Origin of the sequence: Chitinivorax sp. B (assembly GCF_005503445.1) — a bacterium.
Lineage (GTDB): Bacteria > Pseudomonadota > Gammaproteobacteria > Burkholderiales > SCOH01 > Chitinivorax.
This window is the reverse complement of record NZ_SCOH01000029.1, coordinates 1-26,948: the sequence shown is the minus strand read 5'-3', so window position 1 is coordinate 26,948 and position 26,948 is coordinate 1. Positions and strand designations below refer to the sequence as shown.

At 54.1% G+C, this 26,948-nt stretch carries 26 protein-coding genes and 1 pseudogene; 7 read left to right on the top strand and 20 right to left on the bottom strand.

Going from position 1 to position 26,948, the window contains the following annotated elements; genetic code table 11:
* Nucleotides 1-184 precede the first annotated feature (184 nt).
* Nucleotides 185-1,087 (top strand): LysR family transcriptional regulator, encoded by a 903-nt coding sequence (locus FFS57_RS16810; RefSeq protein ID WP_137938975.1) that lies wholly within the window; start codon nucleotides 185-187, stop codon nucleotides 1,085-1,087.
* A 52-nt stretch (nucleotides 1,088-1,139) separates the two neighbouring features.
* On the opposite strand, the gene FFS57_RS16805 is transcribed toward FFS57_RS16810, so the two are convergent.
* Both FFS57_RS16805 and FFS57_RS16800 read right to left on the bottom strand, forming a co-directional pair.
* Nucleotides 1,140-1,745 (bottom strand): CBS domain-containing protein, encoded by a 606-nt coding sequence (locus FFS57_RS16805; protein WP_137938974.1) that lies wholly within the window; start codon nucleotides 1,743-1,745, stop codon nucleotides 1,140-1,142.
* Between the two features lie 268 nt (nucleotides 1,746-2,013).
* Nucleotides 2,014-4,377, bottom strand: coding sequence for a DNA translocase FtsK (locus tag FFS57_RS16800; protein ID WP_137938973.1), 2,364 nt, complete (start codon nucleotides 4,375-4,377; stop codon nucleotides 2,014-2,016).
* Nucleotides 4,378-4,907: 530 nt separating this feature from the next.
* On the opposite strand from FFS57_RS16800, the gene yihG reads away from it, so the two are divergent.
* Nucleotides 4,908-5,828 (top strand): 1-acylglycerol-3-phosphate O-acyltransferase, YihG family, encoded by a 921-nt coding sequence (gene yihG, locus FFS57_RS16795; RefSeq protein ID WP_137938972.1) that lies wholly within the window; start codon nucleotides 4,908-4,910, stop codon nucleotides 5,826-5,828.
* Between the two features lie 65 nt (nucleotides 5,829-5,893).
* Here yihG and FFS57_RS16790 read toward each other — a convergent pair whose 3' ends face one another.
* A complete protein-coding gene (locus tag FFS57_RS16790; protein ID WP_349306744.1) occupies nucleotides 5,894-6,163 on the bottom strand; it encodes a PhaM family polyhydroxyalkanoate granule multifunctional regulatory protein in 270 nt (89 codons plus the stop codon).
* A gap of 214 nt (nucleotides 6,164-6,377) precedes the next feature.
* Between FFS57_RS16790 and FFS57_RS16785 the strand changes: the two genes are divergently transcribed.
* Nucleotides 6,378-7,124 carry a substrate-binding periplasmic protein gene (locus tag FFS57_RS16785; RefSeq protein WP_137938971.1) on the top strand — a complete coding sequence of 249 codons (747 nt, stop codon included), beginning with the start codon at nucleotides 6,378-6,380 and terminating at the stop codon, nucleotides 7,122-7,124.
* 65 nt (nucleotides 7,125-7,189) lie between these two features.
* Here FFS57_RS16785 and FFS57_RS16780 read toward each other — a convergent pair whose 3' ends face one another.
* The 4 genes from FFS57_RS16780 to aptA all read right to left on the bottom strand — a co-directional run bounded on the left by FFS57_RS16780 (nucleotide 7,190) and on the right by aptA (nucleotide 11,614).
* The gene (locus FFS57_RS16780) at nucleotides 7,190-7,924 is read right to left on the bottom strand and encodes a M50 family metallopeptidase (protein WP_137938970.1); all 735 of its coding nucleotides are present in this window, start codon (nucleotides 7,922-7,924) and stop codon (nucleotides 7,190-7,192) included.
* A gap of 178 nt (nucleotides 7,925-8,102) precedes the next feature.
* Nucleotides 8,103-8,471, bottom strand: a complete 369-nt coding sequence (locus tag FFS57_RS16775) for a hypothetical protein (protein WP_137938969.1) — start codon at nucleotides 8,469-8,471, stop codon at nucleotides 8,103-8,105.
* 130 nt (nucleotides 8,472-8,601) lie between these two features.
* Entirely contained in the window at nucleotides 8,602-10,101 is a 1,500-nt protein-coding gene (locus FFS57_RS16770; RefSeq protein ID WP_137938968.1) for a CoA-acylating methylmalonate-semialdehyde dehydrogenase, read from the bottom strand.
* A gap of 178 nt (nucleotides 10,102-10,279) precedes the next feature.
* Nucleotides 10,280-11,614, bottom strand: a complete 1,335-nt coding sequence (gene aptA / locus FFS57_RS16765) for an omega-aminotransferase AptA (RefSeq protein ID WP_137938967.1) — start codon at nucleotides 11,612-11,614, stop codon at nucleotides 10,280-10,282.
* 138 nt (nucleotides 11,615-11,752) lie between these two features.
* On the opposite strand from aptA, the gene FFS57_RS16760 reads away from it, so the two are divergent.
* Nucleotides 11,753-13,147, top strand: coding sequence for an aminotransferase-like domain-containing protein (locus FFS57_RS16760; protein WP_137938966.1), 1,395 nt, complete (start codon nucleotides 11,753-11,755; stop codon nucleotides 13,145-13,147).
* 180 nt (nucleotides 13,148-13,327) lie between these two features.
* On the opposite strand, the gene FFS57_RS16755 is transcribed toward FFS57_RS16760, so the two are convergent.
* The 10 genes from FFS57_RS16755 to FFS57_RS16715 form a co-directional block, all read right to left on the bottom strand.
* Nucleotides 13,328-13,996 (bottom strand): DUF4386 family protein, encoded by a 669-nt coding sequence (locus FFS57_RS16755; protein WP_137938965.1) that lies wholly within the window; start codon nucleotides 13,994-13,996, stop codon nucleotides 13,328-13,330.
* 17 nt (nucleotides 13,997-14,013) lie between these two features.
* On the bottom strand, nucleotides 14,014-14,493 hold the full coding sequence (locus FFS57_RS16750; RefSeq protein ID WP_137938964.1) for a hypothetical protein: 480 nt from the start codon (nucleotides 14,491-14,493) through the stop codon (nucleotides 14,014-14,016).
* A 91-nt stretch (nucleotides 14,494-14,584) separates the two neighbouring features.
* Entirely contained in the window at nucleotides 14,585-14,755 is a 171-nt protein-coding gene (locus FFS57_RS25260; protein WP_171014018.1) for a hypothetical protein, read from the bottom strand.
* 15 nt (nucleotides 14,756-14,770) lie between these two features.
* Nucleotides 14,771-15,298: a P-loop nucleotide/nucleoside kinase family protein gene (locus FFS57_RS16745; protein WP_137938963.1), complete on the bottom strand. Its 528-nt coding sequence runs from the start codon at nucleotides 15,296-15,298 to the stop codon at nucleotides 14,771-14,773.
* 80 nt (nucleotides 15,299-15,378) lie between these two features.
* The gene (locus FFS57_RS16740) at nucleotides 15,379-15,780 is read right to left on the bottom strand and encodes a GFA family protein (RefSeq protein WP_137939005.1); all 402 of its coding nucleotides are present in this window, start codon (nucleotides 15,778-15,780) and stop codon (nucleotides 15,379-15,381) included.
* 45 nt (nucleotides 15,781-15,825) lie between these two features.
* Nucleotides 15,826-16,353, bottom strand: a complete 528-nt coding sequence (locus tag FFS57_RS16735) for a hypothetical protein (protein WP_137938962.1) — start codon at nucleotides 16,351-16,353, stop codon at nucleotides 15,826-15,828.
* 220 nt (nucleotides 16,354-16,573) lie between these two features.
* Nucleotides 16,574-17,086 (bottom strand): hypothetical protein, encoded by a 513-nt coding sequence (locus FFS57_RS16730; RefSeq protein ID WP_137938961.1) that lies wholly within the window; start codon nucleotides 17,084-17,086, stop codon nucleotides 16,574-16,576.
* A gap of 86 nt (nucleotides 17,087-17,172) precedes the next feature.
* Nucleotides 17,173-18,075 carry a hypothetical protein gene (locus tag FFS57_RS16725; protein ID WP_137938960.1) on the bottom strand — a complete coding sequence of 301 codons (903 nt, stop codon included), beginning with the start codon at nucleotides 18,073-18,075 and terminating at the stop codon, nucleotides 17,173-17,175.
* Entirely contained in the window at nucleotides 18,076-19,695 is a 1,620-nt protein-coding gene (locus tag FFS57_RS16720) for a methyl-accepting chemotaxis protein (RefSeq protein ID WP_137938959.1), read from the bottom strand.
* A gap of 557 nt (nucleotides 19,696-20,252) precedes the next feature.
* On the bottom strand, nucleotides 20,253-20,963 hold the full coding sequence (locus tag FFS57_RS16715; protein ID WP_137938958.1) for a type 1 glutamine amidotransferase: 711 nt from the start codon (nucleotides 20,961-20,963) through the stop codon (nucleotides 20,253-20,255).
* Nucleotides 20,964-21,095: 132 nt separating this feature from the next.
* Here FFS57_RS16715 and FFS57_RS16710 point away from each other — a divergent pair, with 132 nt between their 5' ends.
* The 3 genes from FFS57_RS16710 to gabT all read left to right on the top strand — a co-directional run bounded on the left by FFS57_RS16710 (nucleotide 21,096) and on the right by gabT (nucleotide 25,441).
* Entirely contained in the window at nucleotides 21,096-22,460 is a 1,365-nt protein-coding gene (locus tag FFS57_RS16710; RefSeq protein ID WP_137938957.1) for an aspartate aminotransferase family protein, read from the top strand.
* Nucleotides 22,461-22,473: 13 nt separating this feature from the next.
* Nucleotides 22,474-23,931: an NADP-dependent succinate-semialdehyde dehydrogenase gene (gene gabD / locus FFS57_RS16705; protein ID WP_171014017.1), complete on the top strand. Its 1,458-nt coding sequence runs from the start codon at nucleotides 22,474-22,476 to the stop codon at nucleotides 23,929-23,931.
* A 226-nt stretch (nucleotides 23,932-24,157) separates the two neighbouring features.
* Entirely contained in the window at nucleotides 24,158-25,441 is a 1,284-nt protein-coding gene (gene gabT, locus FFS57_RS16700) for a 4-aminobutyrate--2-oxoglutarate transaminase (protein WP_137938955.1), read from the top strand.
* A 43-nt stretch (nucleotides 25,442-25,484) separates the two neighbouring features.
* Here the strand turns inward: gabT and FFS57_RS16695 are convergent, their stop codons facing one another.
* The 3 genes and pseudogenes from FFS57_RS16695 to FFS57_RS26280 all read right to left on the bottom strand — a co-directional run.
* Nucleotides 25,485-26,369: a DUF3422 family protein gene (locus FFS57_RS16695; RefSeq protein WP_137938954.1), complete on the bottom strand. Its 885-nt coding sequence runs from the start codon at nucleotides 26,367-26,369 to the stop codon at nucleotides 25,485-25,487.
* A gap of 128 nt (nucleotides 26,370-26,497) precedes the next feature.
* Nucleotides 26,498-26,839, bottom strand: coding sequence for a helix-turn-helix domain-containing protein (locus tag FFS57_RS16690; RefSeq protein ID WP_137938953.1), 342 nt, complete (start codon nucleotides 26,837-26,839; stop codon nucleotides 26,498-26,500).
* A gap of 4 nt (nucleotides 26,840-26,843) precedes the next feature.
* Nucleotides 26,844-26,948 (bottom strand): annotated as a pseudogene (locus tag FFS57_RS26280) (type II toxin-antitoxin system RelE/ParE family toxin); the annotation flags it as partial.

Below are 26,948 nucleotides of genomic sequence, written 5' to 3'. Positions count from 1 at the left end.
GATTCGCCTGATCAATAATGCTGATACAAGGTTGCAGTGAATTGCGGTAACGTGTGGCATAGGCTTTCAGCCTTGTTTTCAGATATTTGCAGTTGCGGATGATCGATATTTGCACTTCGATCATCCCCAAACCTGACATGACAACGGCAGATACATGCCGACCAGTATTGATGGAGTGAGCGGGATGGAAATCTATCAGCTGCGCACCTTTGTGGCAGTGGCCCAGCAAGGTCACCTGACCCAGGCCGCAGAAATTTTGCATTTGTCCCAGCCTGCCGTGACGGCACAGATCAAGGCGCTGGAAGAAGAGATGGGCATCAGCCTGTTTGAACGATCGGCTGGTGGTGTCACCTTGACCAAGGCTGGGCAGATGTTGCTGCCCGAAGCCGAAGTAATTCTGGCTGGTGCGCGTGGCCTGATCACCATGGCCCGAGGTTTGCAGGGGCACCTGACTGGCAAAGTACGTATCGGTACCATCACCGACCCCGAACTGCTGAAGCTGGCAGATATTCTGGTGGAAATCCACCGCCGGTATCCGCTGTTGGATGCGCAAACCTCACATAGCATCTCTGGTGTGGTGCTCAATGATGTACGGAAGAAAGAGCTGGATTGTGGCTTCTTTATCGGCAAGAACCCATATGTCAACGTGCATGCAATCGTTGTACGTGAGCTGGTATTCCGCGTTGTTGCGCCAGTGGCATGGCGTGATCGCTTGGCAGCAGCCACCTGGAAGGATGTCGGCAAACTGCCATGGGTATGGATCAATCAGTTCAATTCGTATAACAAACTGACCAATGAATTGTTCCGCGAGCACAATATCTCGCCACAGAAAGTGTTTGAGCTGGATCAGGAACGCACCACACTGGCTTTGGTAAAAGCGGGTGTCGGGATGTCATTGATGCGGGAAGAGCTGGCGCTGGAAGCGTTGCAGCGCGGCGAAGTGATTGAGTGGGGGAATGTTCGTAAAACGGCGCCACTGCATTTCATCTGGCCTGCCGAGCGTGACGGTGATCTGTTGATCACCGCCATGCTGGATATTGTACGGAGCATATGGCAGCTATCCGGCAATGCATCGGGTTCGATGTGAAGTCGGATGTGGAGTATTCAGATCGCGTCGACACCGATTGGTTGTATCGGGTTCACGCTGCCCGTTTCAGCGAGCGCAACAGAATCCGCCCCAGCTCGGCAAAGCTGTGGGCGCGTACCATCGGGTCGAAATCCTGTTTCAGATGCCGGGCAATTTCGGCGGCTGAAAACAGACCGCGTATTTTCGGTTGCTGGTTTTCATCCGTGGTGACCAATACATGTTGAAAGCCGTAGCTGCGCAGGGTCTGGATCAAATCTCCCACCGTGGCATTCAGCACATCATTCAAACGGAACGAGTACAAGGTTTCGCCTGGATGCATGACATCGGCCACGGTTAGCTCATCGCGTTTTACGCGCGTCTTCTCCAGCGCCATCATGGCTCGCTCACCCAGAATGTCCGCAGCTGTCACAATGCCATGTACCACGCCCTCTCCATCCGTCACCATCAGCATGCGTACACCCACTGTCTTCATCTTCTCCAATGCGGTACCGATTGGCATGCCAGCACCGATACCGAACGCTGGTGCATGGCGAAAATCGGTCATGACCGACAGTGCTGGATGATTCAATGTGACATCGGTATAGCCGCGATCTGCCTTGACGCAGGTCGAGGCTGGATCAACCGGGGCAAATTTCAATGTTTTGTAGTGATGCTCCATGATTTACTCCCGAAGCAAACAAGAATTCGAATAATGCAAAATGCGGAACATACTTTGAATCGTGTTCTGACCTGCTACAAAAGACAGCATGGGCGATGTACGAAGTCTAGAGCGCCTAAATTTCAGTGTAGGCAATGGATTGCCAAATCGGAATGCAATGATGAGTGGCTACAACGATATCGGGATGCGCGATGCGGCGGTTGAAACAGGAAGGGCAACTGCTTGAGGTATCCGGCTTGATAGATCACCAAGCCGGATGCGGGTTTGTCTATTCTTCGCGATTGGGGGCCAGAACGGTACGATTACCATTCGACTCCATTGGCGAAACCAGACCGGCTGTTTCCATTTGTTCAATCAGACGGGCTGCACGGTTGTAACCAATGCGCAAGTGCCGCTGTACCGCAGAAATGGAGGCACGACGTGTCTTCAGTACGATGGCCACGGCTTCGTCGTACAGCGGGTCCGCTTCCCCATCTGCATCTCCGCCACTACCAGCACCGCCTCCGTCCCCGCCACCAGCCAGCGCTTCGCCGGTAAGAATGCCTTCCACATAGTTTGGCTCGCCTGTCTGTTTCAGATGTTCCACAACCTTATGGACTTCCTCATCCGCGACAAATGCGCCATGCACCCGTTGCGGGTAGCCTGTTCCGGGCGGCAGAAATAGCATATCCCCTTGGCCTAGCAACGTTTCGGCTCCCATCTGGTCAAGGATTGTTCGGGAGTCCACCTTGCTGGATACCTGAAAAGCCATCCGAGTCGGGATGTTGGCCTTGATCAGGCCGGTAATCACATCCACAGAAGGACGCTGAGTGGCGAGAATCAGGTGAATACCAGCAGCACGGGCCTTTTGTGCCAGACGGGCGATCAGTTCTTCGATTTTTTTACCTGCCACCATCATCAGGTCGGCGAATTCGTCCACTACCACCACAATGAATGGCAAGCATTCCAACGGCTCCGGATCATCTGGAGTCAGGCTGAATGGATTGGTGATCTTCTTGCCGGCTTTTTCCGCATCCTTTAGTTTATGGTTGTAACCGGCAATATTGCGTACTCCCATGGCTGACATCAGGCGGTAGCGTTTTTCCATCTCTGCCACGCACCAATTCAATCCGTTGGCAGCCAGTTTCATATCGGTGACAACGGGTGCCAACAAATGCGGGATACCTTCGTACACTGACAATTCCAGCATCTTCGGGTCGACCATGATGAAGCGAACGTCCTGCGGTGCAGCTTTATATAAAAGCGACAAAATCATCGCATTCACGCCGACCGATTTACCGGAGCCAGTGGTACCGGCCACCAACAAATGCGGCATCTTGGCCAGATCGGCGACCACCGGTTTACCTGCGATATCCTTGCCCAGCACCATAGTCAGCAGCGAGGAGCTTTGAACATAAGGTTCAGATGACAGCAGCTCGGATAAACGCACAGTTTGCCGCTTGGGGTTGGGGAGTTCCAGACCCATGTATGTCTTGCCCGGAATGGTTTCCACCACTCGAATGCTGACCAGACCCAATGCACGTGCCAAGTCTTTCATCAGGTTGACGATTTGTGCCCCTTTGACGCCTACGGCAGGCTCAATTTCATATCGTGTGATGACCGGGCCCGGATAAGCAGCGACGATTTTCACCTCCACGCCGAAGTCGGCCAGCTTTCGTTCGATCAGGCGAGAGGTATATTCCAGGACGTCGTGTGCCACACTTTCCTGTGCCGGAGGTGGCGGAGCCAGCAAGGAAACAGGCGGCAATTCGCCCGACGCGGTTGGGACGGGTAGGTCATCAAACAGGATTGGCTGGATTTCCTTCTGTTTCTCTTTCTCCAGCTCTTTCTCAATCTTCTTGGCGATGGGGATTTCCAGCACCGGTTCTTCGATGTGAATCGGCGGTGCTTCGTCGAGCTTCTTCTTCTCGGTCTTCACCTTGACTTCACGCTCTACCTTAGCGACTTTACCAATCTTACGGTCCTGCCAGGCATCCAGATTGTCGCGTGCTTTGATCACACTGTCTTCGATCAGGCCACCTACCTTTTCCATCATGGATAGCCAGGACAAGCCACTGTATAGCGAAAAACCAATTGCCATCATGGCCAACATGACCAAGGTCGCACCGGTAAAACCAAATATCTGATGCAGTTTGTTGCCAACTACCTCGCCCAGCAAGCCGCCTGGAGCCATGGGTAGTGCAACGTGGATGGAATAGAGGCGCAGGGATTCGATACCACAGGATGCGATCAGCAACAATAGGAAACCGATCATGCCAATGATCAGAACCGGGCGGGATGACGTCATGACCCGGTCGATGCGTTTATAACCCCACCAGATGGCCGAAACGCAAAACACCACCCACCACCAGGCTGACATCCCGAACAGATATAGCAGGACATCGGCCACCCAGGCACCTACCTGACCACCTCGGTTATGCAGTTCTGGCCGGGTGGCACTGTGCGACCAGCCTGGATCGGAAGGATTGTAGGAGAGCAGGACCAATACCAGATAAATGGCTGCCACGACCATCACCAGCCACCAGGACTCGCGTAGCAGGCCGGCCAGCTGTGGCGGCAATGGCGAACGAGTATTGGGGACTGCCTGTGACTTCTTTTTACGGAAATTTTTAAAGTTCTTAAAGAAATTCATAGAGGTAACGCAACTACTTTAAGCAGTTTATAAAGTACATGATATTTGACTAGGGTGCAAATTTACACAGTAATCGGCCGTAGGCAAATAGCGGCAAAACCGCACCCAATAAGGTTTGACGGTACAGCGCCTCGACAGGTGGAATACACGCTGCTTGTCATTGGCCCCCTACCGGCTCCCGGGTATTGTCATGGAGGGTATTGGGGGGCTGTATCTCAATCCGAGTAGGAGTCTGTTCAATAACATATTACGCAACCGTGATCAGGGGTATGTGCTACTCAATATCCTCATGTATCACATCTACATTTCGGTTGGTGTGTTGTACTTCACCCCAGCTGGCTGCCGTTCATCGCAGATTTTGAACAGGTTCAACGGTAGAAAAACAAACAGCCACGGCCATCATTTGCCATATGCCATATTATGCTGCGCAATGGATGAAATCTGGTACACCCGAACTGGGTACTGGGTTTTTCCCAAGCACCCATGTAATAATCGTTTCATAAAATAACATTGAAAATATTCGGGGAATCATGCTCTCGTTTTTACCCGCTCCCTTGATCGGGATTCTGACTTCGTTGTTGTTATTCTTCAATATCCTATTCTGTGCCAGCTTTCTGTTCAGTTTTGCCATCATCAAGCTGGTGCTACCTTTCAAGTCCGTACGTATTGTGGTTGATCGTATCCTGATGTTCTTTGCTGAAGGTTGGGTCACCGGCAACAGTGGCTGGATGAAGCTGACCCAACACATGGACTGGGATGTGAAAGGCGTTGGTGACTTGAATTATCGTGGCTGGTATCTGGTGAACAGTAATCATCAAAGCTGGGTTGATATCTTTGTGTTGCAGCACGTGTTTGGCGGCAAGATTCCATTACTCAAATTCTTTTTGAAACACGAATTGATCTGGGTACCGATCATGGGCCTGGCCTGGTGGGCGCTGGATTTTCCATTCATGCGTCGGCACAGCGAAGCCTATTTGAAAAAATATCCAGAACAACGGGGCAAGGATCTGGAAACCACTCGCAAAGCCTGCGAGAAGTTTGCGCTGATTCCTACGAGTGTGATGAATTTTCTGGAGGGTACCCGTTTTACGACAGGGAAGCATGCGCGCCAGCAATCGCCTTATCGTCACCTGCTCAAGCCCAAGGCCGGTGGTATTGCCTTGGCGTTGAACGCCATGGGGGATCGGTTTCAGGCTTTTCTGAATGTCACCATCGTCTATCCAGAAGGTGCGCCATCGTTTTGGGATTTTCTGTGCGGTAGGATGAAACGTGTGATTGTCGATGTGCAGACGTTACCAATTCCACAACAATTCGTTGGGGGCGATTACCAGGAAGATGCGCAGTTCCGTGCCGCTATCCAGCAGTGGGTACACGAACTGTGGCTGGAAAAGGACGCGCAAATTGATCGGCTTTTAACAGCTTCCACCACCCTGGCGCTCGCCAATAAATGATCTGCCACCGACTGGTGGCAGTCGGATTTATCGCACGGGTGCCACCATGGTGGCACCTGGATTAATCAGGGTTTGCTGGTATCGCCTTTGGGCTTGTCGGCAGGCTTCATTGCGGCAAAGGCCGCTCGTTGCATCTCCAGTGTCTTGATGGTCATCTGTAGCATGTTGACATTGGCCACCAGCCAATTTTCCACCACTTTCAGTTCCTGAATCTTGCGTTCCAGCTCTTCCTCACTCAATGGCGGGAACATTGCCTGCATCGGAGCCTCTAGCGGCTTCCACAGATTACGAAAGAAATTGAAGGCATCATTGGGGTTGAATGGGTCGGCCATCATCAATTGTCCATTGTGGGTATGCACTGCATGTTATGCCAAATCGTGGTGGAGCGGATATGGTTTCATGTATGCCTGTATTGCTGTGAGATTTGATCTGTATCAGGAGTTCAGGCCACGCAGCTAGTTATTTCCGTTTCTCGAACTACACTCAAAACACGAGCTCGGTAGCTCCGTTCAAACGGATCACGTTGTCCATAGTAATGAGGAATGACTGATGAAGCGAGTTGCGTCTCTATTTGTCGTACTGTGTGCCTTGCTCTGGTCTGGCATGTCTCGCGCTGATGACAAGACCATCACGTTGACCTCGCTGGATTGGCCACCCTATACCAGTGCGACGTTACAAGCCCAGGGGGCATCTGCTGCGGTGGCCAAGGCAGCTTTCGAGGCGATGGGTTACAAACTGAAGATAGAGTTTTACCCCTGGTCCCGAGCGGTCGATCTGGCGAAAAACAGCAAGTCGCATATGGGATACTTTCCTGAATACTATTCAGCTGACAATGCCAAAACCTTTACTTATTCTGACGCCATGGGCAAGGGGCCGCTGGGTTTTGCTGAACGCGCAGACGCACCGGTGACCTGGAGCAAACTCAGTGAGTTGGCCAGCAAAAAGATCGGGGTGGTGCAAGACTATGTCAATACTGACGAGTTTGATGGCATGGTGGCCGCCAAACAGCTCAAGGTAGATGTCGCAACCGATGACAGCAAAAATCTGCTCAAACTCGGTGGGGGGCGGGTAGATTTGGCCGTGGTCGACCAGAATGTGATGAATTATTTGCTGAATAATGACAAGGATGTGAAGTCATTGAAAGGCAAAATCAAGTTCAACAGCAAATTGCTTGAAGACAAGAAACTGTTTATCTGTTTCAAGAAAGGGCCGGCAGGTGACAAGGTTGCGAAGGTTTTTAACGATGGCCTGAAGAAGATCAATGTTGAACAGATCATGAGCCAATATTTGAAATAGGCACTGTGTCTGGCTATACGACATGCCCGTGGCTGATGGCGACTGGCGTATCTGTTTGTATGGGGTCAACGGATGGGGCGGGTGGCAAACCATAACCCAGCCACCAGCAGTACAAATGAAGTCAAGGCGACCAATCCGCCCCAAAACCAATAGGGAAGCCACAGTGCGGCCGCCATCTGGGCACTGTCGGACAGGGACACCACACCGTTGACGGTAGCCTGAGCAGAAAACATATAGTCCAGATCGCGAAACCACGACAGGCAAAACAAAGCTGCCAACCATTGCAGGATGAACTGCGCCAATCGGTCGGACAGCCAGCGTGCTCCACCAGCCATCAGGGCACTGACTGCCAGCAGGAATATCACACCAAACAGGTTGCGTACCCACACCAGCACAATGATCAGCGTCAAGCCCGCCTGCACCGCCAGTAACAGCCGGGCAAACCTGGGTGTGCGCGACAACGCCAATAACAATGCGCCAGCCAGTGACGGTCCGATCAGTCCGCCCGCTGCAATCAATGCCAACGACAATGGTGTGGGGTGCCCACGCCAGATGGCCATGCCAGAACCATCGGCATACAGCAGCAGTTGATCGAAATGGGCACCTGTGGCCAATGCAGTCAGGCCATGGCCCAGCTCATGAACATAGGTTGCCAGTAGCGAAAAGGGATATAACGCCATGGCACCGAGTGGAAACTGCCAGGCGCCAACCGTCACGGCCAGAATCAGAATCAGTTGCCAGCGGGACTGCAGGGGTAAGGTTGAAGTCAGATTGGTGGGCCGGGATAACAATGGACTCATCTGGTGGGCTGCGGAAGGTGGGTTGGAACAGTCGGATCAAGCCATACCGGAAAACCTAGCTTGATCCATATATGGGGGCCGTCGTACGGTTGTGTTGGTGACCATGCATGGTCAAGCGGCGTGGCACAGTCTTTGTCAATAACCAACTGCTTGCCATCCAGGTAGACATCGGGATTGGCTACTCGCCTTTTCTACGATGTGCCAATGCACCAACGGAGCCAAATGCAAAGCCGATAACCAGTACATACCATAATGTACCAGTAGGTTCATCGGGCGGCAGGATGGACATGGCGATCAGCACCAGGGCCGTGACTGCCAGCAGGCCAAGTGCCATCAACAAGGTGGATACCAGACGGGAGATCAGCAATATCTGTGGCGTGGGGGCCGACATGACGAACAGTGCATAGCCCGCCAATAGCAGGCCAGGGAATAACAACCAAAGCGCCAAACCAGGTGGAGCGGGTAGCATCCCGAAAGGTGAGACCAGCAGGCCGCCACCACAGAGCAAGCCCAGCCCCATCAAAATGATGCCAACAAGTTGCAGCATGGTGTCAGTTATCCCCAAAACAGATCAAAAACGTGAGCTACTGCCTGAACTGCCCAGTGGGCGCGGGCAGTAGCTGCTCCAGTATAGTGGGGAAATGCCCCTGACGGTTAACCATCTATGTCGTCCATACCTAGCGCATGGTGGGCATCACAAATTCGGCACCGGCGCGGATGCTCTTGGGCCAACGTTGCGTGACGGTTTTCAGCCGAGTATAGAAACGGATGCCTTCCGGGCCGTAGACATGGTGATCGCCGAACAACGATTGTTTCCAGCCGCCAAAACTCATGAACGCCATCGGAACGGGGATTGGAACATTGATGCCCACCATGCCGACCTGAATCCGACTGACGAAATCACGAGCGGCCTCACCGTCCCGGGTGAACAGGGCAGTACCATTGCCGTAAGCGTGCTGGTTGATCAGCTGCACAGCATCTTCATAGCTGGCTACCCGTACCACACACAGTACCGGGCCGAAGATTTCTTCCTGATAAATGCGCATGGCAGGGGTGACCTGATCGAACAAGCTGGCCCCAAGAAAGAAACCGCCCTCGTGCCCCGATACACGGCATGAGCGACCATCCACCACCAACTTGGCGCCTTCACGGATGCCATCATCGATATAGTCGCGCACCTTATCGCGATGTTCGCGAGTAATCAGTGGCCCCATCTCGCTGGCCGGGTTGTCCCATAAGCCAATCTGCAAGCTTTGCAAGCGGGTATGCAGGCGTTCGATCAAGGCATCGGCAACCTGGTCTCCTACTGCCACTGCTACCGAAATGGCCATGCAGCGCTCGCCTGCCGAACCGTAAGTGGCACCCATCAAGGCATCCGTCACCTGTTCCAGGTCGGCATCCGGCAGAATCACCATGTGGTTCTTGGCACCCCCCAATGCTTGCACACGTTTGCCATGTGCGGTGCCGGTGGCATAGATGTAGCGGGCAATCGGTGTTGAGCCGACAAAACTGACCGCCGCAACATCTGGATGGGCAAGCAGCGCATCCACCGCCAATTTGTCGCCATGCACCACATTGAACACGCCATCGGGCAGGCCGGCTTCTTTCAATAATCTGGCCAATAGCAACGAGGCGGACGGATCGCGCTCGGATGGTTTCAATACAAAGGTATTCCCGCAGACCAATGCGATCGGAAACATCCACATCGGGACCATGGCCGGGAAATTGAACGGTGTGATCCCGGTAACCACACCTAGTGGCTGTCGCAATGTGTAACTATCCACGCCGGTACCCACCTGTTCACTGTATTCACCTTTCAGCAAGTGCGGCGCACCGCAAGCGAATTCCACCACCTCCAGCCCGCGAATCAATTCACCATGCGCATCGGCTTTGACTTTGCCGTGCTCAATGGCAATCGCCTCGACCAGTTCGTCAGCGTGTTGTTCAATCAAGGCCTTGAACTGGAACATGATACGAGCCCGGCGTAGTGGTGGGGTCGCCGCCCAGGCGGGGAAGGCCGTGTTGGCGGCGGCAACGGCCTGGTCCACCTCGGTGGCATCTGCCAACGGCACTTGGCGGATGATTTCGCCGTAAGCTGGGTTGAACACCGGCGAGAAACGACCAGATTGACCTGCCGTGGCGTGGCCGTTGATCCAATGATGAAGTGGGGTTGGCATCTTGATGGTCCTTCTGATGAATCGATTTTTCGGGCAAAACGGGGCCCATGGCACAGGTGTGCCACAGGCCGAATGGCAGCTCGGGTTAGCGGGCGGTGAGTTAGGGCAGTATCAGGTCGATGTATGACACCGCAAAACGGGGTAATCCAACGTGGACCATGCAGCTACGTCAATAGCACTAGCCCACTGCGCGAATGGCATCGCGTAACACGGCGACCATGTCATGCAGTTGCTGAGGTTGGGAGACAAAAGGTGGCCCCATGGCGATGATGTCGCCGGTGAAGCGGAACAGCATGCCGCGCTTCAAGCCTTCTTCAAAGACCTTGAGGGCGCGCTGTCCAGGTTTCCCGTCAATGGGGGCCAGTTCTACTGCAGCAGCTAGCCCACAGTTACGGATATCGATGATGTTGGCTTCCCCTTTCAGGCCATGCACTGCGGACTCCAGCACGGGGATCAGACCATTGACCTGCTCGAATATGCCTTCGTCTTGCAGGGTGTCGAGCGTGGCATGGGCGGCTGCCACGGCCAGCGGGTGGCCCGAATAGGTGTAGCCATGAAAGAACTCCACCATGTGTTCCGGCCCGGTCATGAACGCCTGATAGATTTCCTTTTTGACCAGCACGCCACCGAGTGGCACCGTGCCATTGTTCACCCCTTTGGCAAAGGTGATCATGTCCGGTACCACATCGAAGTATTGCGCACCAAATGCGGTACCCAGGCGACCAAATCCGGTGATGACTTCATCAAAAATCAGCAGGATGCCGTACTTGTCGCAAATTTCACGCAGCCGTTTCAAATAACCAACTGGCGGTACGACCACGCCCGCCGAGCCTTGCATGGGCTCGACGATGACGGCGGCAATGGTGGAGGCATCATGCAACGCCACCAGCCGTTCCAGTTCGTCCGCCAAATGGCTTCCCCAGGTGGGTTGGCCCTTGGAAAATGCCATCTCCTTCAGGTTCAGGGTATGGGGAAGGTGATCCACGCCTTGCAGCATGCCGGCTGCAAACATCTTGCGGTTGGCAACCATACCCCCGACAGACATGCCGCCAAATCCCACGCCGTGATAACCCTTTTCGCGGCCTATCAGGCGTGTACGGTGTGCTTCGCCTTTCACACGATGATAGGCCAGTGCCATCTTTAACGCGGTATCGACGGCTTCCGAGCCGGAATTGACAAAAAACACCTGCCCAAACCCTGGTGGTGCCAGATCGACAATGCGTTGCGCCAGCTTGAACGTGGGTTCATACCCCATCTGGAATGCCGTGCCGTAATCCAGTACCTCAAGCTGTTGCTTGATGGCTTCGACAATCTTCGGATAGCGATGCCCCAGCCCACAGCACCACAAGCCGGATAAGCAATCGAACAGTTGTTTGCCTTCCTGTGTCGTATAGTGCACGCCGTCAGCCCGGGCCAGCATGCGCAGGTCATGATGTTGTTTGAAGTAGCGGTTATGCGAAAACGGCATCCAGTATGGGGAAAGGGTGTCTGGCTCAATCGGGGCGCTGTCCATGGCGGGTCTCCTGTTAGTGGGATCAGTATCTGTTGTAGCTGATTGCCACGACATAGACAGTGATGCGAGCTGTTTGGCTATCTGTACTGGTCTTAGCTACTGTACAGTTACGCATCAGTCGCATCGGATGTTGATGACATGTTCGCCCTGGATACCCAAGCGCCCCAACCGCTGGTTGAACAAATTGTCGCGGAGATCCGCCAACGCATCGAGCGTGGTGGCCTGCCTGCCGGAACGCGGCTGCCTTCCGTGCGGCAATTGGCCAAGACATTGGGTGTCAGCCCGTTTACCGTGGCCGAAGCGTACAGCCGACTGGTGGCCACCGGCCTGGTCGAAGCCCGACGTGCCCGGGGCTATTTCGTTTTGCGGCAACGTCCGTTTCAGCCCGAACCCACGGCATTGCTGCCATCCCCGGTTGATTCTTACTGGCTGTTGCGGCGGGTATATGAAGACCAGACCTTTGCGATTCAGGCCGGTGCCGGTTGGCTGCCGGCAGACTGGCTGGACGAAGAAGGGGTCAAAGCCGGTTTGCGCCAGTTGTCACGGCGCTCCGGCGCGCATCTGGTGCGTTATGGCAACCCACTGGGCTACCTGCCATTGCGTCAGCATATTCATCAACGCTTGCTGGAACGTGGCATCGAAGCCCCATTGGAGCAACTGGTGCTGACGCATGGCGCCAGCCAGGGGTTGGATCTGGCCATGCGTTGCGTGTGTCGCCCTGGCGATACTGTGCTGGTGGATGATCCCATCTACTCCAATCTGTTATCGCTGCTGCGCAGTTACGGCCTGCAGGTGATGGGTGTGCCGCGGCGCCGTGACGGGCCGGATGTCTCCCGCCTGGCCGAGCTGGCGGCCAGTCACCAACCGGTTGCCTTCTTTACCAATACAACCTTGCAGAATCCGACCGGTACCAGTACCTCACCTGCTGTTGCACACCGTATTCTGCAACTGGCTGAACGGCACGACATACAGATTGTTGAGGATGACATCTTTGCCGATCTTAATCACATCCCCCCGATCAGCTTGGCCAGTCTGGATCAGTGTCGTCGCGTGACCTATATCAACAGTTTTTCCAAAACCATCTCGCCCAGTCTGCGGGTTGGTTACATGGTGGTACCGACTACCATCAACGAACGGTTGATCGAGTTGAAAATGCTGTCTGGCCTGACCACCTCCGAGTTGAATGAAATGATGGTGTTGGCCATTTTGACCGACAGCCATCATCGCCGTTATCTGGAACACTTGCGACAGCGCCTGGCGGATGCGCAACTGGTAGTGGCTAACCGCTTGCAGTCGGCGGGGTGGCAATTGTTTCATCAACCACAAGGTGGCATGTTTTTGTGGGCGGGCAAGTCATTGGCGATGGAGGTGGATGCTGCCGTGCGATTGGCGGCTGAAGCCGGCATACTGCTGGCACCGGGACACCTGTACGGCACCGGCGATACGGATCGCAGCTGGTTTCGTTTCAACGTGGCGTATGCGCAGGATGAACGGTTGTTCGCCTGTTTAAGCAAGCTTGCTGTTGCGTCCTGAGAATCTGTTCAAAGTCTGTGATGAGTGGCCACCAGCGGGGTGAAGCGCAGCGCAAAAACCGGCGTGTAGGTGTGATACATGAGGATGTTGAGCAGCACACGAGCCCCGATCACGGTTGCGTAACAAGATATTGAACAAGTTCTGAGCTGGACGGGGGGGCACTGCGTATGGCAACAAAACTTACCTGGTACCTGTATAACGGATTGGTCGGTGCAGCATGATGAAACCAAGCCAAGTGAACCAGACAATCTGACCCAGACCAAACACGATTCCCAGGTTGCCCAGCAGTGGTACCACCGTCAGCAAACCAGCCAGCCCGACAAGCGTGCCGACGATATTCAATCCAACTGGCAACGAGTCAGACCGGTGGGCTGCGAAGCTGATCAACAAGACCCAGATGCCCCCAACAATTTCAACGCCGCCGCCCAATCCGTTCTGTACTGCATTGATGGCAACCCAGGCAGACGCAGCCTGGACAGCATCGCTAGCATAAAGGGTGGCGACTGTCTCCAGTCCAATACTGGCGACCATGCCGCTGGCAATGACCAGACCCGCCCAGATCAATCCAAATGATGTGGCAATTTGCATCACGCCGGCAGATTTGACCTTCAGCCAATCATGCAGCGCCGCGGCCAGAACAACCAGTACGATGCCAAAGATGACGTAGATGAATAATGTCCAACTTTGGAAGAGGGCTTTGTTGTCCAGGGTGTACGCCAGCTTCTGGGCAGTACTCCAACGAGTGGTATCGCCTGGGTTGAGCAGTGTTGCCATCACGACAAAACCAATTGTGTAGGCCAGTGCTTCGATCAAGGCAGCAACACCGCCAGTTTTCTGTAAATTGATCATGGAGCATCTCCGGTAATCTAGAAATCAAGCCACTCGTGTGCCTTCTGCATACCATATTGAATCGCGGCATCCATATCCTCAAAGTGCCACGCCGGTGTAGATTGTCCTACCGGTGTGACCAGCGAGAGAAACGCCGCACTGCAAAGCTCGGATGTTACAACCAACACCGGGAAAGTGGGCTGGCCGGGTTCGCCACCTGCATCCTTGTACTGGGCGATGTCGTCAAAGACGCGTAACAGCGAATTACCCCAGCGATAGACAAGCCCACGGAAATCCAGAATCACACAATCAGCATCGAAAGCATGTAGCCCAAGCAGAGTGGATCTTGCAATGTATGCAGCGTGCGCGTTGCCATGTGATCCATCCGGATAAGTGCCGCCAAAGGAGACAATAAGCACAATCTGCTGATCGGTCTGGGCCAGATCGGCAATCTGGTATCGGCAAGTCAGATCGGTTGGCTCAGGAAGCAACCGTTCGGTGAGCGGGTAGTGTGCCATGATGAAATAGTCACAATGAAAAGTGGAAAGCCAATTAAAAATGGTGTGGACCGTTACAGCGGATGAAACCGTTATATGGCCACACTTTGTCTTACAGGAAACGCGCAACAGTATTGTGTTCCTGTATAAGCCGGCCATAACGCTGGGCGCCATGACGGGTAACTGTTTCAGTTGATACTCGTGCCACGCCTTTATTACGGGTAGAGGGGGCAGTGAAGCGATCTTGCAGGTAACCCACCGACGATGAAGATTGTTGACGCATTGCAGCGCGAGCATGTCAGGTTTTTTCATGAATGGACGAGTTGTGGGTGGTGACCCATTCGATAGTGTATTGACTGCATTCCACTTCATCGGGTGCTTCCCAGCTATCACTTGCCAGCTCGAAGATATGATCGGGTACGACCATGGCAAACGTTGCACCTTGCTCGGTGTTTCGATGTTGAACGCGTTGTCGTCGGATGTCGCGTGGCGTATCGAGCAGATGGACCATTAACTCATAGCCCGCTTCTTGAACCTGGCGACAAAAAGCAGTACGACTGCGTCGCTGGATCAGACCTAGCTCAAGGATGACATCGGTACCCGTCGCAAGAATCTGGCAGCTATGTTCCCAGATCAGCCCCTGTAGTCGGTGTTTTCGCTCGATATACCAAGGCATGATCTGCTCTGCAGGTCGATCAGCGTTGTACAGCCTGACAAACCACTTATCCAACGCAATGTGTACGCCTTTGGTATGTATTGACAATGCGATGGCGAACGTGGATTTGCCCGCGCCGACCGGACCTTCGATCAAATGGACTGTTGGCATCGTATTAAAGCACCTGGCGTCAACGGCTGTTCAAGGTTTTCTGAGGTTATTCAAGTCATCTGGAATCGATGCAGGTCCGGCTATAGGTGACTGAAAAACAGGGGTGGCTTCTGCCACTGGTCATGCAGTCCATCCACATAGGTAATGGGAACGTTGGCCAGTTCTTCCTCGCTGATGTCTTCCAGGCACCCGATGTTTACGCCATACATCTTGCCGATAGGAGTGTCGTTGCCAATGCCAAAGGCGCGAACCCCGCAGTGCTTGCAAAAGAAATGCTGATTCTTCAGTGTATTGAACCGGTATTCGGTCATATCCTGTTCGCCACTCAACAAACGGAACCCATCTGGTATTGCAACGGCAGGCCAAAAGCGGGTTCTCCGACAGATTGAGCAGTTGCACCGGTAACTGTTCTGCGTCAAATCCAGATTAGCTTCAAACTTCACAGCCCCACAGTGGCAACTGCCTCGATAGGTTTTCAGCATGGTCATGGGTTCCTGTAAAGGTTTTCCGACTATGTTGCATCAGGTTTAAGCCACACGCTTGGCTTGCTCACGTTGATGCTGCTCATCCACAATCTGTTCCGCACACAATTCATAGCCGTAGCTCAGTCGCTCGAAGCTGGCCCAGAGGGTGACGGTGAAGGCGACAGCACTTACCCCGGCCCACCAAGGCAAGTGAAAGATCGCTGCGAGCAACGCATTGATGATTGCCCCCCGGGCGATTCGATCCCTTGAACTTCGCATTGCAAGCTCCTTGGCCAGCTCCGGTGCGTAAAAACCAATCTTGGCTGCTCGTAGTGTGCCACTCTCGTTGTCAATGGCGCCTGGTCCCCGGTACTTTCGATACACCCAGGCACGAATCCAGTGCTTGGGTAAGCGGGTGGCCCACCAGGCAAGAAAATCGATCGCCATACCCAGTACGTAGAGCAACAGGAGAAACACTGGAAGATATGGTGCTTCAACCACGGATAGCCGGTGTTGCAACAGTGGCAACAGCCAGGCAAAGGCTAGTGCACCACTGACCAGGTATTCGATCAATAGGCCTGGAAGTGCCATGGCTACCTCCTCATGTGTTATGCGCTTACCGAATATAGGACGCCAAGTGGTAATTGGCGCTGGTCACATCACCTGTACTGTCGTGGCTTCCGGAGTGGATTGTGCCCTGGTGTCGATCAAACCCGACAATCTGACTGGTCAGCAAACGCAATGTTGGCTGATATTGCCGCTGTTCAGATGATGAAGGTATCCAGCACCGGAATGAGTGTTGGAGTAGGCATCAAAGATCTTCCTCGTCATCAATCACTTCATGTAGCCCGGTGATCGTGCCATTGGGCTCTCCATTTGCATCAAGTGCCGTCAGTTGCCAGCCACACTCCCGCCCTGCGGGTAACGGGATGCAACAGATTTCTGGCCCGTCATCCAGTAGGGTGGTGACATTGCGAATGGTTTGCATTTGGATCGCTCTGATCAGAGGCGTCAGGCGGTTTAAGTCCACATCCCGCTCCTGAAGGTAATCCAGCGTGATGGTGGCTTCAGCAATCAGTGTTTCGTCCTCGATATTCACGTCGCCATTGCGTATGGCAGCTGACCAGCCGTGATCCTCCGCCTGAACGATTTCATTACGTAAGGCGTGGATGAGGGCTGCAGTGGCGACGGCAGGTTCGCCATCGAGCTCGCTTTTTGCCCAGAGTATGGGTTGGTTGAAGCCAAGCTCAGCATAATATTCAGCCAGCTCGGTAATACCTGGATGCTGCTGTTGAAGATATTCAGCATGGGTTTTCTTGGGCATGGGTGATCTCTTGTCACAAACATGTTTTACTGCAAAGGCAGGTATGTAGCGGTCGACAGTGATACCTGTCACTGTAGACACAAGATTCAAATAGCGGGGATAAACTTCAACATGGGCTTTTCATCCCAAACGCAGTCTGCAATCTGACATCGAATTCCAGCTGTTTCCATACTTTCACCGGCCTGGAATTGTTTGTCTCCGGCAACACTCATGCAGGCATTGAAGACGACACGGGCAGCATCCAAGGCACTGATACTGTTTGATTCAACCAAGAGGTTCGGGTGCTGAAAATGATTCAGCCCAGTGCTCCAGGTTCTGAAAATGCCCTTATCTTGCTGGAACAGGACGCCGAATAGCAGTGGGTACGGTATGGAGGCTGGCGGCATGCCGTCCTGGGTGCACGCGTAATCGGTGTATTCCTCGATATCCAGCCGGCCGACAAAGATACTCAGATGATCCAGCCAGATTGCATCAACTGGTAGCACTTGCCGGATACCCAGCAAGGTGATCACGAATTCATTATGGACGATGAGCGGATTATCCTGCTCTACCATGCGAAAACTGAACGGTACTTCGTAATGGCAGGATTGGAAGTCTGCAAATGCCTCGTGATGATTGATCAGGTAGGTTTCATCGTAAGGAATGTCAATCTGAGCAATATCTGGGTAGTAGTTGGGATGGGCATCGTGCTGAATGGGTTCGACATGGCCGATGTAGACACCTGTTTCGCCACGGATGACACGAAACAGATCATCACCTGGTTCGAGAATTTCGCAGGTATAGCCTTCTTTGCCCCAAGATTCAATCAGCGCATTCAACTGGAAATCCGGTTTGTCCTTGAAAAACAGGGTGGCAGAAAAGTCGATGGTTTGAATGGGCGCACTCATTAGGTAATCCGGGATGACCTGAAGGTGATAGCTTGCCATGCCATGACGCAGGCCTGCAAAGAAAAACGGGGCAATGGCTGCCCCGTTTCCAACCAGTTCCACTTACAGCTTGAATTGCGATACCGATTGCCGCAAGTCAACGGATAGCTGCTCCAGCGATCTGACCGTCTGGTTGGCTTGGCGCACCGATTCCGCCGCGGATTCGACCATGGCGGCGATGCGATCGATGTTGCTGGCGATGCTGTTGCTGGCCAGACTTTGCTCAGAGGTGGCATGTGCGACACTGCGGATTTTTTCAAGCGTATCGCGAGCACCATTACTGATTTCGCGCAGTGAATCGGCAGCTTGCTCCGCCATGGCAACCCCTTTGGCGACTTGCGGTGTGACTGCTTGCATACTGGCAACAACGGATTGTGTATCGTTCTGAATTCCCTGGATCATGCCAGTGATTTGTTCAGTGGCGCTGCCGGTACGTTCGGCCAGTTTTCGTACTTCATCTGCAACCACAGCGAAGCCACGGCCTTGTTCTCCGGCTCGTGCTGCTTCGATGGCAGCGTTCAGTGCGAGTAGGTTGGTCTGATCGGCAATTTCCTTGATGACGGCAGCGATACCACCAATTTCGCGGGAGCGCTCCATCAAACCATGGATCTGTTGAGAGGCAGAGTCGATTTGGCTGGAGACGCGCTGGATTTCATTGGAGGCCTGACTGACCAGTTTTTCACCGTTGGCCGCCAGTTCGGTTGAACGTTCGGAATTGCGCTCGGTTTCGCGTGCGCTGTGGGAGATCTGCTCGACGCTGGATGTCATCTCTTGCACTGCAGCCGCAGTGGAGGTCGTGGCATCTGACGAGTTATGGGCCGCATCATTGATGTGTACCATCTGTTCCGCTAAATTGGCGGCGGATGTCCCCAGTGCATTGGCACCTTGCTGGATGCCTTCGATCATGCTGCGCAAACTGGTCTGCATCCGCGCGATTGATGCCAGCAGGCTGTCACGAGCCTGGTTGCTGGCCACTTTTCGGGCCAGATCGCCGTTGGCGATGGCCACGGCGACTTCAGCGGCATAGCCGGGCTCTCCACCCAGCAAGCTGTATATCCGCCGTGACATGCTGAAGGCAAGCAGGACCACTACCACAACAATCAGGATGCCGATCAACATGAAACTGGTGGCATAGCGCCAATAGGCGGAATCAATGTCATCGGTAAAAAAGCCGATGCCGATCATCCAGCCCCAGGGTTCGAACTTGATCACGCCATTGAGTTTGGGCAATTTGGTTTCCTTGTCTGCCGAGCCGGGGCGGGCAACGAAGGTGTTAACGAAGGCGATGTTTTTGGTAGCCAGTGCGTCGCGATAAGCCTGACCGCTGGTACGGCCGTCTGGTAACTTGGCACCCGGGTCGATGGTGCCAACACGTTTGGGATCGGGATGCACGTGCATCATGTCATCCATGCCTCTGACGAAGAAATAGTCATTCTCGTGGCGTAGATGGGTCAAGGCTTCTTTGGCCTTGGTTTGGGCTTCCTCCTTGGGCAATTTACCGGATTGTTCCAGCTCCTGATAATGGCTAACCATCTGATGTGCAAGGCGAAGCAAAGTGCTGATCTGCATTTCGCGTTCTTGCTGCATGGTGTGTTTGACGGTGGTCAACGCGATCATGGTGATCGTTACCAAGCCAATGATGGTACCCGTTACCATGATCGCCAGTCGTGTCGAGAGTTTCATACAAAGCCTCTGCTTGTTGTTATGGATATCGTGCCCAGCCGACGTAAAACAGGCTCTACACGCTATCTGCCTATTGCCGGCGAATGGTCTGGTGAGCCAAGGCAACAAGGCATGGGTGGAAAAACGGGCAGATGTCGCTAATGAACTTCAGGCCGTACGTTGCCCTGAGCGCGTGACCTGAATTTTTTATAGGCTATCTGTGTCCCGTGTGTATGTTGTTGGTTACGGATTTATGCAGTCACGGCGATGATGGCCGACGAGTGGCAACGGGGATGGTAGGTGGAAGTGGTTGACCGCCATCATTGTGGCAGGCTGCCATGGCCTGGAATGGTGGCTTCGGGCAGGATTAACCGCGCTTAGCGTGCCTTAAGAACCTGTTCAATGTCTTAGCATGCGGCCAGGATCAGGGTGTATGTGCTGCTCAGCATCCTCACCTGTTCAACGTCTTTTGAGCAACAGGACCAAGAAGGCCAGACTGAGGCCAAGTGTACTATCGCCGCATGCAAGAGATGCGGCGAGGTGGCACAGCGCATCATCAGAGTTTTTGTTTGCCACGCTTAACGGTTGATACCTTGCAGCCATCGATCATAAATCGCGTCCGCCAATTGTTTGCTGACAGGCAGTGCCGTGGGCAATGATGCCCGGATGTCGTCACTGGATTGCACTGCTGGGGAGTGAGAGGCGGTCGCAATATCGGTTTGGCAGGTGTCGATCCAATTCAGAATCTTGGTTTCATCCACTTCACAATGAAACTGCATACCCAGATGACGCCCATCCACCAGGTAGGCCTGATTGGGGCAGTAGCGACCAATGGCAATCAATTCAGCATCGGTGGGCAGGCTGAAGGTTTCGCCATGCCACTGAAACAACCGTGCAGGATTGGCACCGGCAAACCATTCACGAGTAATCGCAGGGTTGGCGGGGCGAATATCGGACCAACCGATTTCCGGATAGGGGGAGGTAGTGATATGGCCACCGAGTGCTTTGGATAACAACTGACCGCCCAGGCAGTGGCCGATGACCGGAACCTGTCGAGCCAACGCATCCTGAATTAGCGTAAGTTCCAGGGCAATCCAGGGCAGCTCGTCATTGACGCTCATTGGCCCACCCAGAATCGACAGCCCAGCGTAGGCGTTGACATTGGCCGGGATGTCGTCACCAGCATAGATGCGGCAGAGTTCAAACGGGATATGGTGCCGGGTCAGGTAATCCGTAAAGTGAGCTGGGCCATCAGCAGGAATGTGCTGCGTGATCAGAATGGGTTTCATGCGTGTAAATGATCCATGCAAAAAAGGGTGTTGAAAATATTCACCATTATTGGCAGTATTATGTGCATATTTTAAACACCTTGATCAACCATTGGTGTTCAAAGCGGTCAACCATCGCGACGGAGGCCCACCATGCAGCACCCCACCCGCCAGGGGTTGAACTGGGCAAAGGCCCAGCAGCTGGCAAGTCGAGAACGAGCCTTTTTCGCTGCCTATCATCCGCAGTCGCTGGCCTTATCCCGTCGGGCCGATCAGCATTTGCTGTATGGTGTGCCATTGCATTGGATGATCGATTGGTCAACGCCTTTTTCATTGTTTGTCGATTTTGCCAAAGGTGCACGGTTTAATGACGTTGACGGTCATGAATACGTTGACTTTTGCCTTGGCGATACCGGCGCCATGTTTGGTCATGCACCAGCCCCGGTGGCTGCCGCAGTGGCGGCACAAACAGCCAGAGGTTTCACGACCATGCTGCCATCGGAAGATGCAGCCATCGTCGGAGAGCTGTTGGCAGAACGTTTCGGCTTGCCTTTCTGGCAGTTTGCCATGACAGCCACTGATGCCAATCGCTTTGTGATTCGATGGGCGCGTGCCATTACCGGGCGATCCAAGATATTGGTATTCAACGGTTGTTACCATGGCACGGTGGATGATGTTTTTGTTGATCTGGTTGCCGGTCGGCCAGTGCAACGTGGCAGTTTGTTAGGGCAGGCCTATGATCTGACCCAACATACCGTGGTGGTCGAGTTCAATGACCTGGCAGGGCTGGAAGCTGCCTTGCAGCAAGGTGATGTTGCCTGTGTGTTGGCAGAACCTGCTTTGACCAATATTGGCATGGTGCTACCCGATTCAGACTTCTGGCAGACGGCTCAGGCATTGATCCGTCAATATGGTGCACTACTGGTGATCGACGAAACCCACACTATCTCAACCGGCCCAAGTGGATACAGTCAAGCACACGGTCTGTCGCCAGATCTTTTTGTATTGGGCAAACCGATTGGCGGCGGCATACCGTGTGCCGTGTATGGCTTTACCGCCGAAGTGGCAGGCCGTATGCGCCAAGCCAAGCATGATGCGCCACCCGGTCACTCAGGGATTGGTACCACGCTGACAGCCAATATGCTGGCGATGGCGGCAATTCGCGCCAATCTTGAGTATGTGATGACCGCCGATGCTTACCAACACATGTTTAACCTAGCTGAACGATTGGCGGCCGGATTATGCAATGCCATTGCCTCGACTGGCGTGCCGTGGTGTGTGACGCAGGTTGGCGCGCGGACGGAGTTCCAGTTTGCGCCAACCGCACCGCGGAACGGAACAGAGGCGGATGCCATTTTGGATAGTGAGTTGGAACATGTTCTTCACTTATATTTGCTGAACCGGGGTGTGCTGATTACGCCATTTCACAACATGATGCTGGTGTGCCCGGATACCACAGTTGCCGATGTCGACCGACTGGTCGAGCATTTCACGGCCTGTGTCAATGAACTGATTTGACGAGGAAAGCCTGATGCAACTCAAAGACCCGACGCTGCTGCGTCAGCAGTGCTATATCGATGGCGAATGGTGTGATGCCAGCGACCACAACACCATTGCCGTCACCAACCCTGCCACGGGCGTGCAACTGGGTACCATCCCCAGTATGACAGCAGCTGATACCCAGCGTGCGATTGCAGCGGCACATGCTGCGCAGGCCGGTTGGCGGGTCAAAACAGCGAAGGAACGTGCTGTGGTGCTGCGCCGCTGGTATGAGCTGATGATGGCCAATCAGGAAGATCTGGCTCAGTTGCTGACTGCTGAGCAGGGTAAGTCGTTAACGGAAAGCCGGGGCGAAATTGCCTATGGTGCCAGCTTCATCGAATGGTTTGCCGAAGAGGCCAAGCGCTTGTATGGCGACATGATCCCCACCCCAACTCCAGGCCGCCGGCTGTTGGTCACCAAGGAGCCGATTGGCGTGTGCGCGGCGATTACGCCATGGAATTTCCCGAACGCCATGATCACCCGCAAGGCGGGACCAGCCTTGGCTGCCGGTTGCACCATCATCGTCAAGCCCGCTACACAAACGCCGTATTCTGCCTTGGCATTGGCGGAGCTGGCGCACCGTGCTGGCGTTCCCAAAGGGGTGTTCAATGTAGTGACAGGGTCGTCCACGGTCATTGGTGCCGAACTGACGGGTAACCCTGCCGTGCGCAAACTCAGCTTCACGGGTTCAACGGAGGTTGGGAAGAAGTTGATGGCGCAATGCGCCGGGACCATGAAAAAGGTATCGCTGGAGCTGGGTGGGAATGCGCCGTTCATCGTGTTTGACGATGCAGATCTGGATGCCGCAGTGGCGGGGGCAATGGCCTCCAAATACCGCAATAGCGGCCAGACTTGTGTATGTGCAAACCGCCTGCTAGTGCAGGATGGGGTCTACGAGGCGTTCTTGGCCAGGTTGACTGCAGCTGTTGCCAAACTGAAGGTGGGCAATGGTGCTGACGATGGGGTCAATCAAGGGCCGTTGATCGACATGAATGCAGTTGCCAAAGTGGAAGAGCATATTGCCGATGCGCTTGCCAAAGGGGGGCGTCTGGTGGCTGGTGGCAAACGGCACAGTCTTGGCGGAAGCTTCTTCGAGCCAACATTGATTGCCGATGTGACGCCAGCCATGCGGGTGGCGAAAGAAGAAACATTTGGTCCGCTGGCTCCGGTATTCCGCTTCAAAACCGAGGTGGAAGCCATTCATATGGCGAACGATACAGAGTTTGGCCTTGCCTGCTATTTCTATACCCGTGACATTGGCAGGGTGTTCCGGGTGGCTGAAGCGTTGGAGTATGGCATGGTCGGTGTCAACAGCGGCCTGATCTCGACCGAGGTCGCGCCGTTTGGCGGGGTGAAGGAGTCCGGCATTGGCCGTGAAGGCTCGAAATATGGCATCGATGAATACGTTGAAGTGAAATATATCTGCATTGACGGAATCGGAGGCTAGGTTCAATCCACAGGGCGGATTGCACTACTCACCGGGGTAATGGCCGGCCACCATGTTTCGCCCAATTGACCGGTACAACAGACTGTCAGATTTAGGCAGGCCGTGTGCCTGTTTAAGCACTACATTGATGAATTAGGCTTTAGTCCGCGTCATCTGTGGATTGTGATGCATGCAACCGACAGATAGTGGACCGGTGTTCAACCTTATCTAGGCAGGAAGTCAGCATATGGCAAGCAATGCAGAGCTACATCAACGGCGTAGCGCGGTGTTTCCGCGCGGCATGGGGGCGCTTCATCCTATCTATATCGAACGCGCTCAAAACGCAGAGATGTGGGATGTGGAGGGCAAGCGATATATCGATTTTGCTGGTGGCATTGCTGTGCTGAATACTGGCCATACCCACCCGACCATCACGGCTGCGGTGAACGCGCAAATTGAGCGCTTCAGCCATACCTGCTTGATGGTCAATCCCTATGAATCTGCCGTTGAATTGGCCGAGAAGCTGTGCCAATTGGTACCGATCAGCGGTGAGAAGAAAGCCTTTTTTGTGTCAACAGGGGCGGAAGCAGTCGAAAACGCGATCAAGATCGCTCGAGTTGCCACTGGCCGTAGTGGTGTGATTGCGTTCACTGGCGGTTTTCATGGCCGCACCCATTATGCTATGGGGCTGACTGGCAAAGTGGTGCCTTATAAAGCTGGCTTTGGCCCGTTTCCGGCTGAAATCTTTCATGTACCTTATCCGGTGGCCTACCACGGTGTATCCGTTGATACAGCATTGCAGGCGATCCACAACCTGTTCAAATGCACTATTGAGCCAAACCGTGTCGCTGCATTCATTCTGGAACCAGTACAAGGTGAAGGCGGTTTTTATGCTGCCCCGCCAGAATTGATGCGTGCATTACGCCAGCTGTGTGATCTGCATGGCATTCTGCTGATTGCCGATGAGATCCAGACTGGCTTTGCCCGCACAGGCACGATGTTTGCCATGGAGCAATACAATGTCGAGGCGGACTTGATGACCATGGCGAAATCCATGGCGGGGGGCTATCCACTGGCTGCTGTGGTGGGGCGTGCTGTATTGATGGATGCCCCAGCTCAGGGCGGTTTGGGTGGTACCTATGCGGGTTCACCCGTGGCTATCGCAGCTGCATTGGCTGTGTTGAAGGTGATGGAAGAAGAAGGCCTGGTACAACGCTCACGTGAGTTGGGGGCGTTGATGATCAAGCATTTGAGCGTCTTGCAGAGCAAGTATCCGCAATGTATCGGTGAGGTGCGCGGCAAGGGGGCAATGGTTGCGATCGAGCTGGTGAAAAACGGCGATGCCCATCAGCCGGATGCCGATCTGACTCGCGAGTTGGTGCAAGTTGCGGCAAAGGAAGGGTTGATTCTATTGTCCTGCGGCAATTACGCCAATGTGATTCGTTTCCTGATGCCATTGACGGCATCCGATGCGCTCGTGGAAGAAGGTTTGGGTATATTGGCCAAAGTGATGGATAAACTGGCAGGCTGATGCACTCATGAGTTGACATGGGCCGTTACAGCCCATGCTTGCTTCAGTGGTGGGCAGCCAGCGCTTTGCGCATTTGCCGTAAACCCAATGCGACACCTAATGCGGTAACCGGGATCGCCAGTGCAGTCACCAGTTCTGGGTGAATTGGCCAACCGGCGGCTTTGGCGCCCTTGACCAGATAACCAACCAACCCCACCACATAGTATGTGATTGCTGCAATTGACAGGCCTTCAACAGTCTCCTGTAAACGTAGTTGCAATTGCGCTCGTTTATCCATTGAGGCCAGCAATGCCTGGTTTTGTTGTTCTCGCGTGATGTCGACACGGGTTCGCAGTAGTGATGCAGCGCGGTTCACACGTTCTGCCAGCATCCGTTGGCGTCGTTCAACCGAATCACAAGTTTGCATGGCCGGTGCGAGCCGGCGTTCCATGAATTCTCGAAACGGTTGCATGCCGGGTAGACGACCTTCCCGCAATTCACCAATTCGTCTTTCCACAATGCCATAGTAGGCGCGTGAGGCAGAGAACCGGTAATCACTAGTTGATAGGGCGCGTTCAACCTTTGCTGCCAATTCTGTCAGTCGATCGAGCAAGGCAGGTTCGTCATTCGGGCTAATATCTTCCAATTGATCGGTCAATGCAGAGAGTTCTGCATCAGCTGCTTGCAAGGTTGGTGACAATTGTTTGGCCAACGGAAGGCCCAGCATGGCCATCATGCGGTAGGTGTCGATATCGAACAGTCGTTGCAACATTCGTCCTGCTTGTCTGGGCCCCATGTGAATGTCAGCCAACAGGTAACGCGAAAAACCATCACCATGGATACGGCAATCGGTAAAGACAATGCCCGCTCCCTCACCAATCTGGGCGCCGATCAGGTCGTTGCCACGAAAGAATTCGGTAGCGACGGCTTCCACCTTGTTTGGTAACATCACAGCACGCCGATGCACCTTGTCGTACCGATGCGCTCCAAACCTAATAGCCACGCACTTTACCGCCCGATCACACCCCGCATTTCTGCCAGTTTATCCGAGATACCCCCTGACGCGGGTTTTGGTCGTCAGGCCAATACCACGTGGGTATGGCCCAAGCTGCGTCGGCTGGCTTTCTTCACCACGATTTCCACGTCGCGGCCCAGTCGGTTCAGGCATTCCATCATCTTGGCCTGGCTGATGCCCCGGAACTTGCCGCGCAGCATTTCGGAGAGCTTAGGCTGGGGCATGCCCAGCAGCTCGGCTGCACGTTGCTGGGTTAGGTGCCGGCTCTTGATGATCTGGGCGATCTGGTGCGCCAGTTCGGCCTTCACCAGCATTTCGTCGGCATCGGGCCGGCCCAGGTCGGCATAAGGGTTGGCGCTGCCTTGCTCGATGGCGATGTCGTCGATGATCTCTACGGGGGTCATATCCTTACTCCTTTTCACGGGCGGCTACCGCTTTCAAGCGGGCCTCGATCAAGTCCATGTCGGGCTTGGGCGTGGCGATGCCGCTGGTCGATTTCTTCTGGAAGCAATG

Excerpts from the sequence above, each read along its gene's own strand:
- FFS57_RS16810 (WP_137938975.1), top strand. The coding sequence starts at position 185 with ATGGAAATCTATCAGCTGCGCACCTTTGTGGCAGTGGCCCAGCAAGGT.
- FFS57_RS16805 (WP_137938974.1), bottom strand. The coding sequence starts at position 1,745 with ATGGAGCATCACTACAAAACATTGAAATTTGCCCCGGTTGATCCAGCC.
- FFS57_RS16800 (WP_137938973.1), bottom strand. The coding sequence starts at position 4,377 with ATGAATTTCTTTAAGAACTTTAAAAATTTCCGTAAAAAGAAGTCACAG.
- yihG (WP_137938972.1), top strand. The coding sequence starts at position 4,908 with ATGCTCTCGTTTTTACCCGCTCCCTTGATCGGGATTCTGACTTCGTTG.
- FFS57_RS16790 (WP_349306744.1), bottom strand. The coding sequence starts at position 6,163 with ATGATGGCCGACCCATTCAACCCCAATGATGCCTTCAATTTCTTTCGT.
- FFS57_RS16785 (WP_137938971.1), top strand. The coding sequence starts at position 6,378 with ATGAAGCGAGTTGCGTCTCTATTTGTCGTACTGTGTGCCTTGCTCTGG.
- FFS57_RS16780 (WP_137938970.1), bottom strand. The coding sequence starts at position 7,924 with ATGAGTCCATTGTTATCCCGGCCCACCAATCTGACTTCAACCTTACCC.
- FFS57_RS16775 (WP_137938969.1), bottom strand. The coding sequence starts at position 8,471 with ATGCTGCAACTTGTTGGCATCATTTTGATGGGGCTGGGCTTGCTCTGT.
- FFS57_RS16770 (WP_137938968.1), bottom strand. The coding sequence starts at position 10,101 with ATGCCAACCCCACTTCATCATTGGATCAACGGCCACGCCACGGCAGGT.
- aptA (WP_137938967.1), bottom strand. The coding sequence starts at position 11,614 with ATGGACAGCGCCCCGATTGAGCCAGACACCCTTTCCCCATACTGGATG.
- FFS57_RS16760 (WP_137938966.1), top strand. The coding sequence starts at position 11,753 with ATGTTCGCCCTGGATACCCAAGCGCCCCAACCGCTGGTTGAACAAATT.
- FFS57_RS16755 (WP_137938965.1), bottom strand. The coding sequence starts at position 13,996 with ATGATCAATTTACAGAAAACTGGCGGTGTTGCTGCCTTGATCGAAGCA.
- FFS57_RS16750 (WP_137938964.1), bottom strand. The coding sequence starts at position 14,493 with ATGGCACACTACCCGCTCACCGAACGGTTGCTTCCTGAGCCAACCGAT.
- FFS57_RS25260 (WP_171014018.1), bottom strand. The coding sequence starts at position 14,755 with ATGCGTCAACAATCTTCATCGTCGGTGGGTTACCTGCAAGATCGCTTC.
- FFS57_RS16745 (WP_137938963.1), bottom strand. The coding sequence starts at position 15,298 with ATGCCAACAGTCCATTTGATCGAAGGTCCGGTCGGCGCGGGCAAATCC.
- FFS57_RS16740 (WP_137939005.1), bottom strand. The coding sequence starts at position 15,780 with ATGCTGAAAACCTATCGAGGCAGTTGCCACTGTGGGGCTGTGAAGTTT.
- FFS57_RS16735 (WP_137938962.1), bottom strand. The coding sequence starts at position 16,353 with ATGGCACTTCCAGGCCTATTGATCGAATACCTGGTCAGTGGTGCACTA.
- FFS57_RS16730 (WP_137938961.1), bottom strand. The coding sequence starts at position 17,086 with ATGCCCAAGAAAACCCATGCTGAATATCTTCAACAGCAGCATCCAGGT.
- FFS57_RS16720 (WP_137938959.1), bottom strand. The coding sequence starts at position 19,695 with ATGAAACTCTCGACACGACTGGCGATCATGGTAACGGGTACCATCATT.
- FFS57_RS16715 (WP_137938958.1), bottom strand. The coding sequence starts at position 20,963 with ATGAAACCCATTCTGATCACGCAGCACATTCCTGCTGATGGCCCAGCT.
- FFS57_RS16710 (WP_137938957.1), top strand. The coding sequence starts at position 21,096 with ATGCAGCACCCCACCCGCCAGGGGTTGAACTGGGCAAAGGCCCAGCAG.
- gabD (WP_171014017.1), top strand. The coding sequence starts at position 22,474 with ATGCAACTCAAAGACCCGACGCTGCTGCGTCAGCAGTGCTATATCGAT.
- gabT (WP_137938955.1), top strand. The coding sequence starts at position 24,158 with ATGGCAAGCAATGCAGAGCTACATCAACGGCGTAGCGCGGTGTTTCCG.
- FFS57_RS16695 (WP_137938954.1), bottom strand. The coding sequence starts at position 26,369 with ATGTTACCAAACAAGGTGGAAGCCGTCGCTACCGAATTCTTTCGTGGC.
- FFS57_RS16690 (WP_137938953.1), bottom strand. The coding sequence starts at position 26,839 with ATGACCCCCGTAGAGATCATCGACGACATCGCCATCGAGCAAGGCAGC.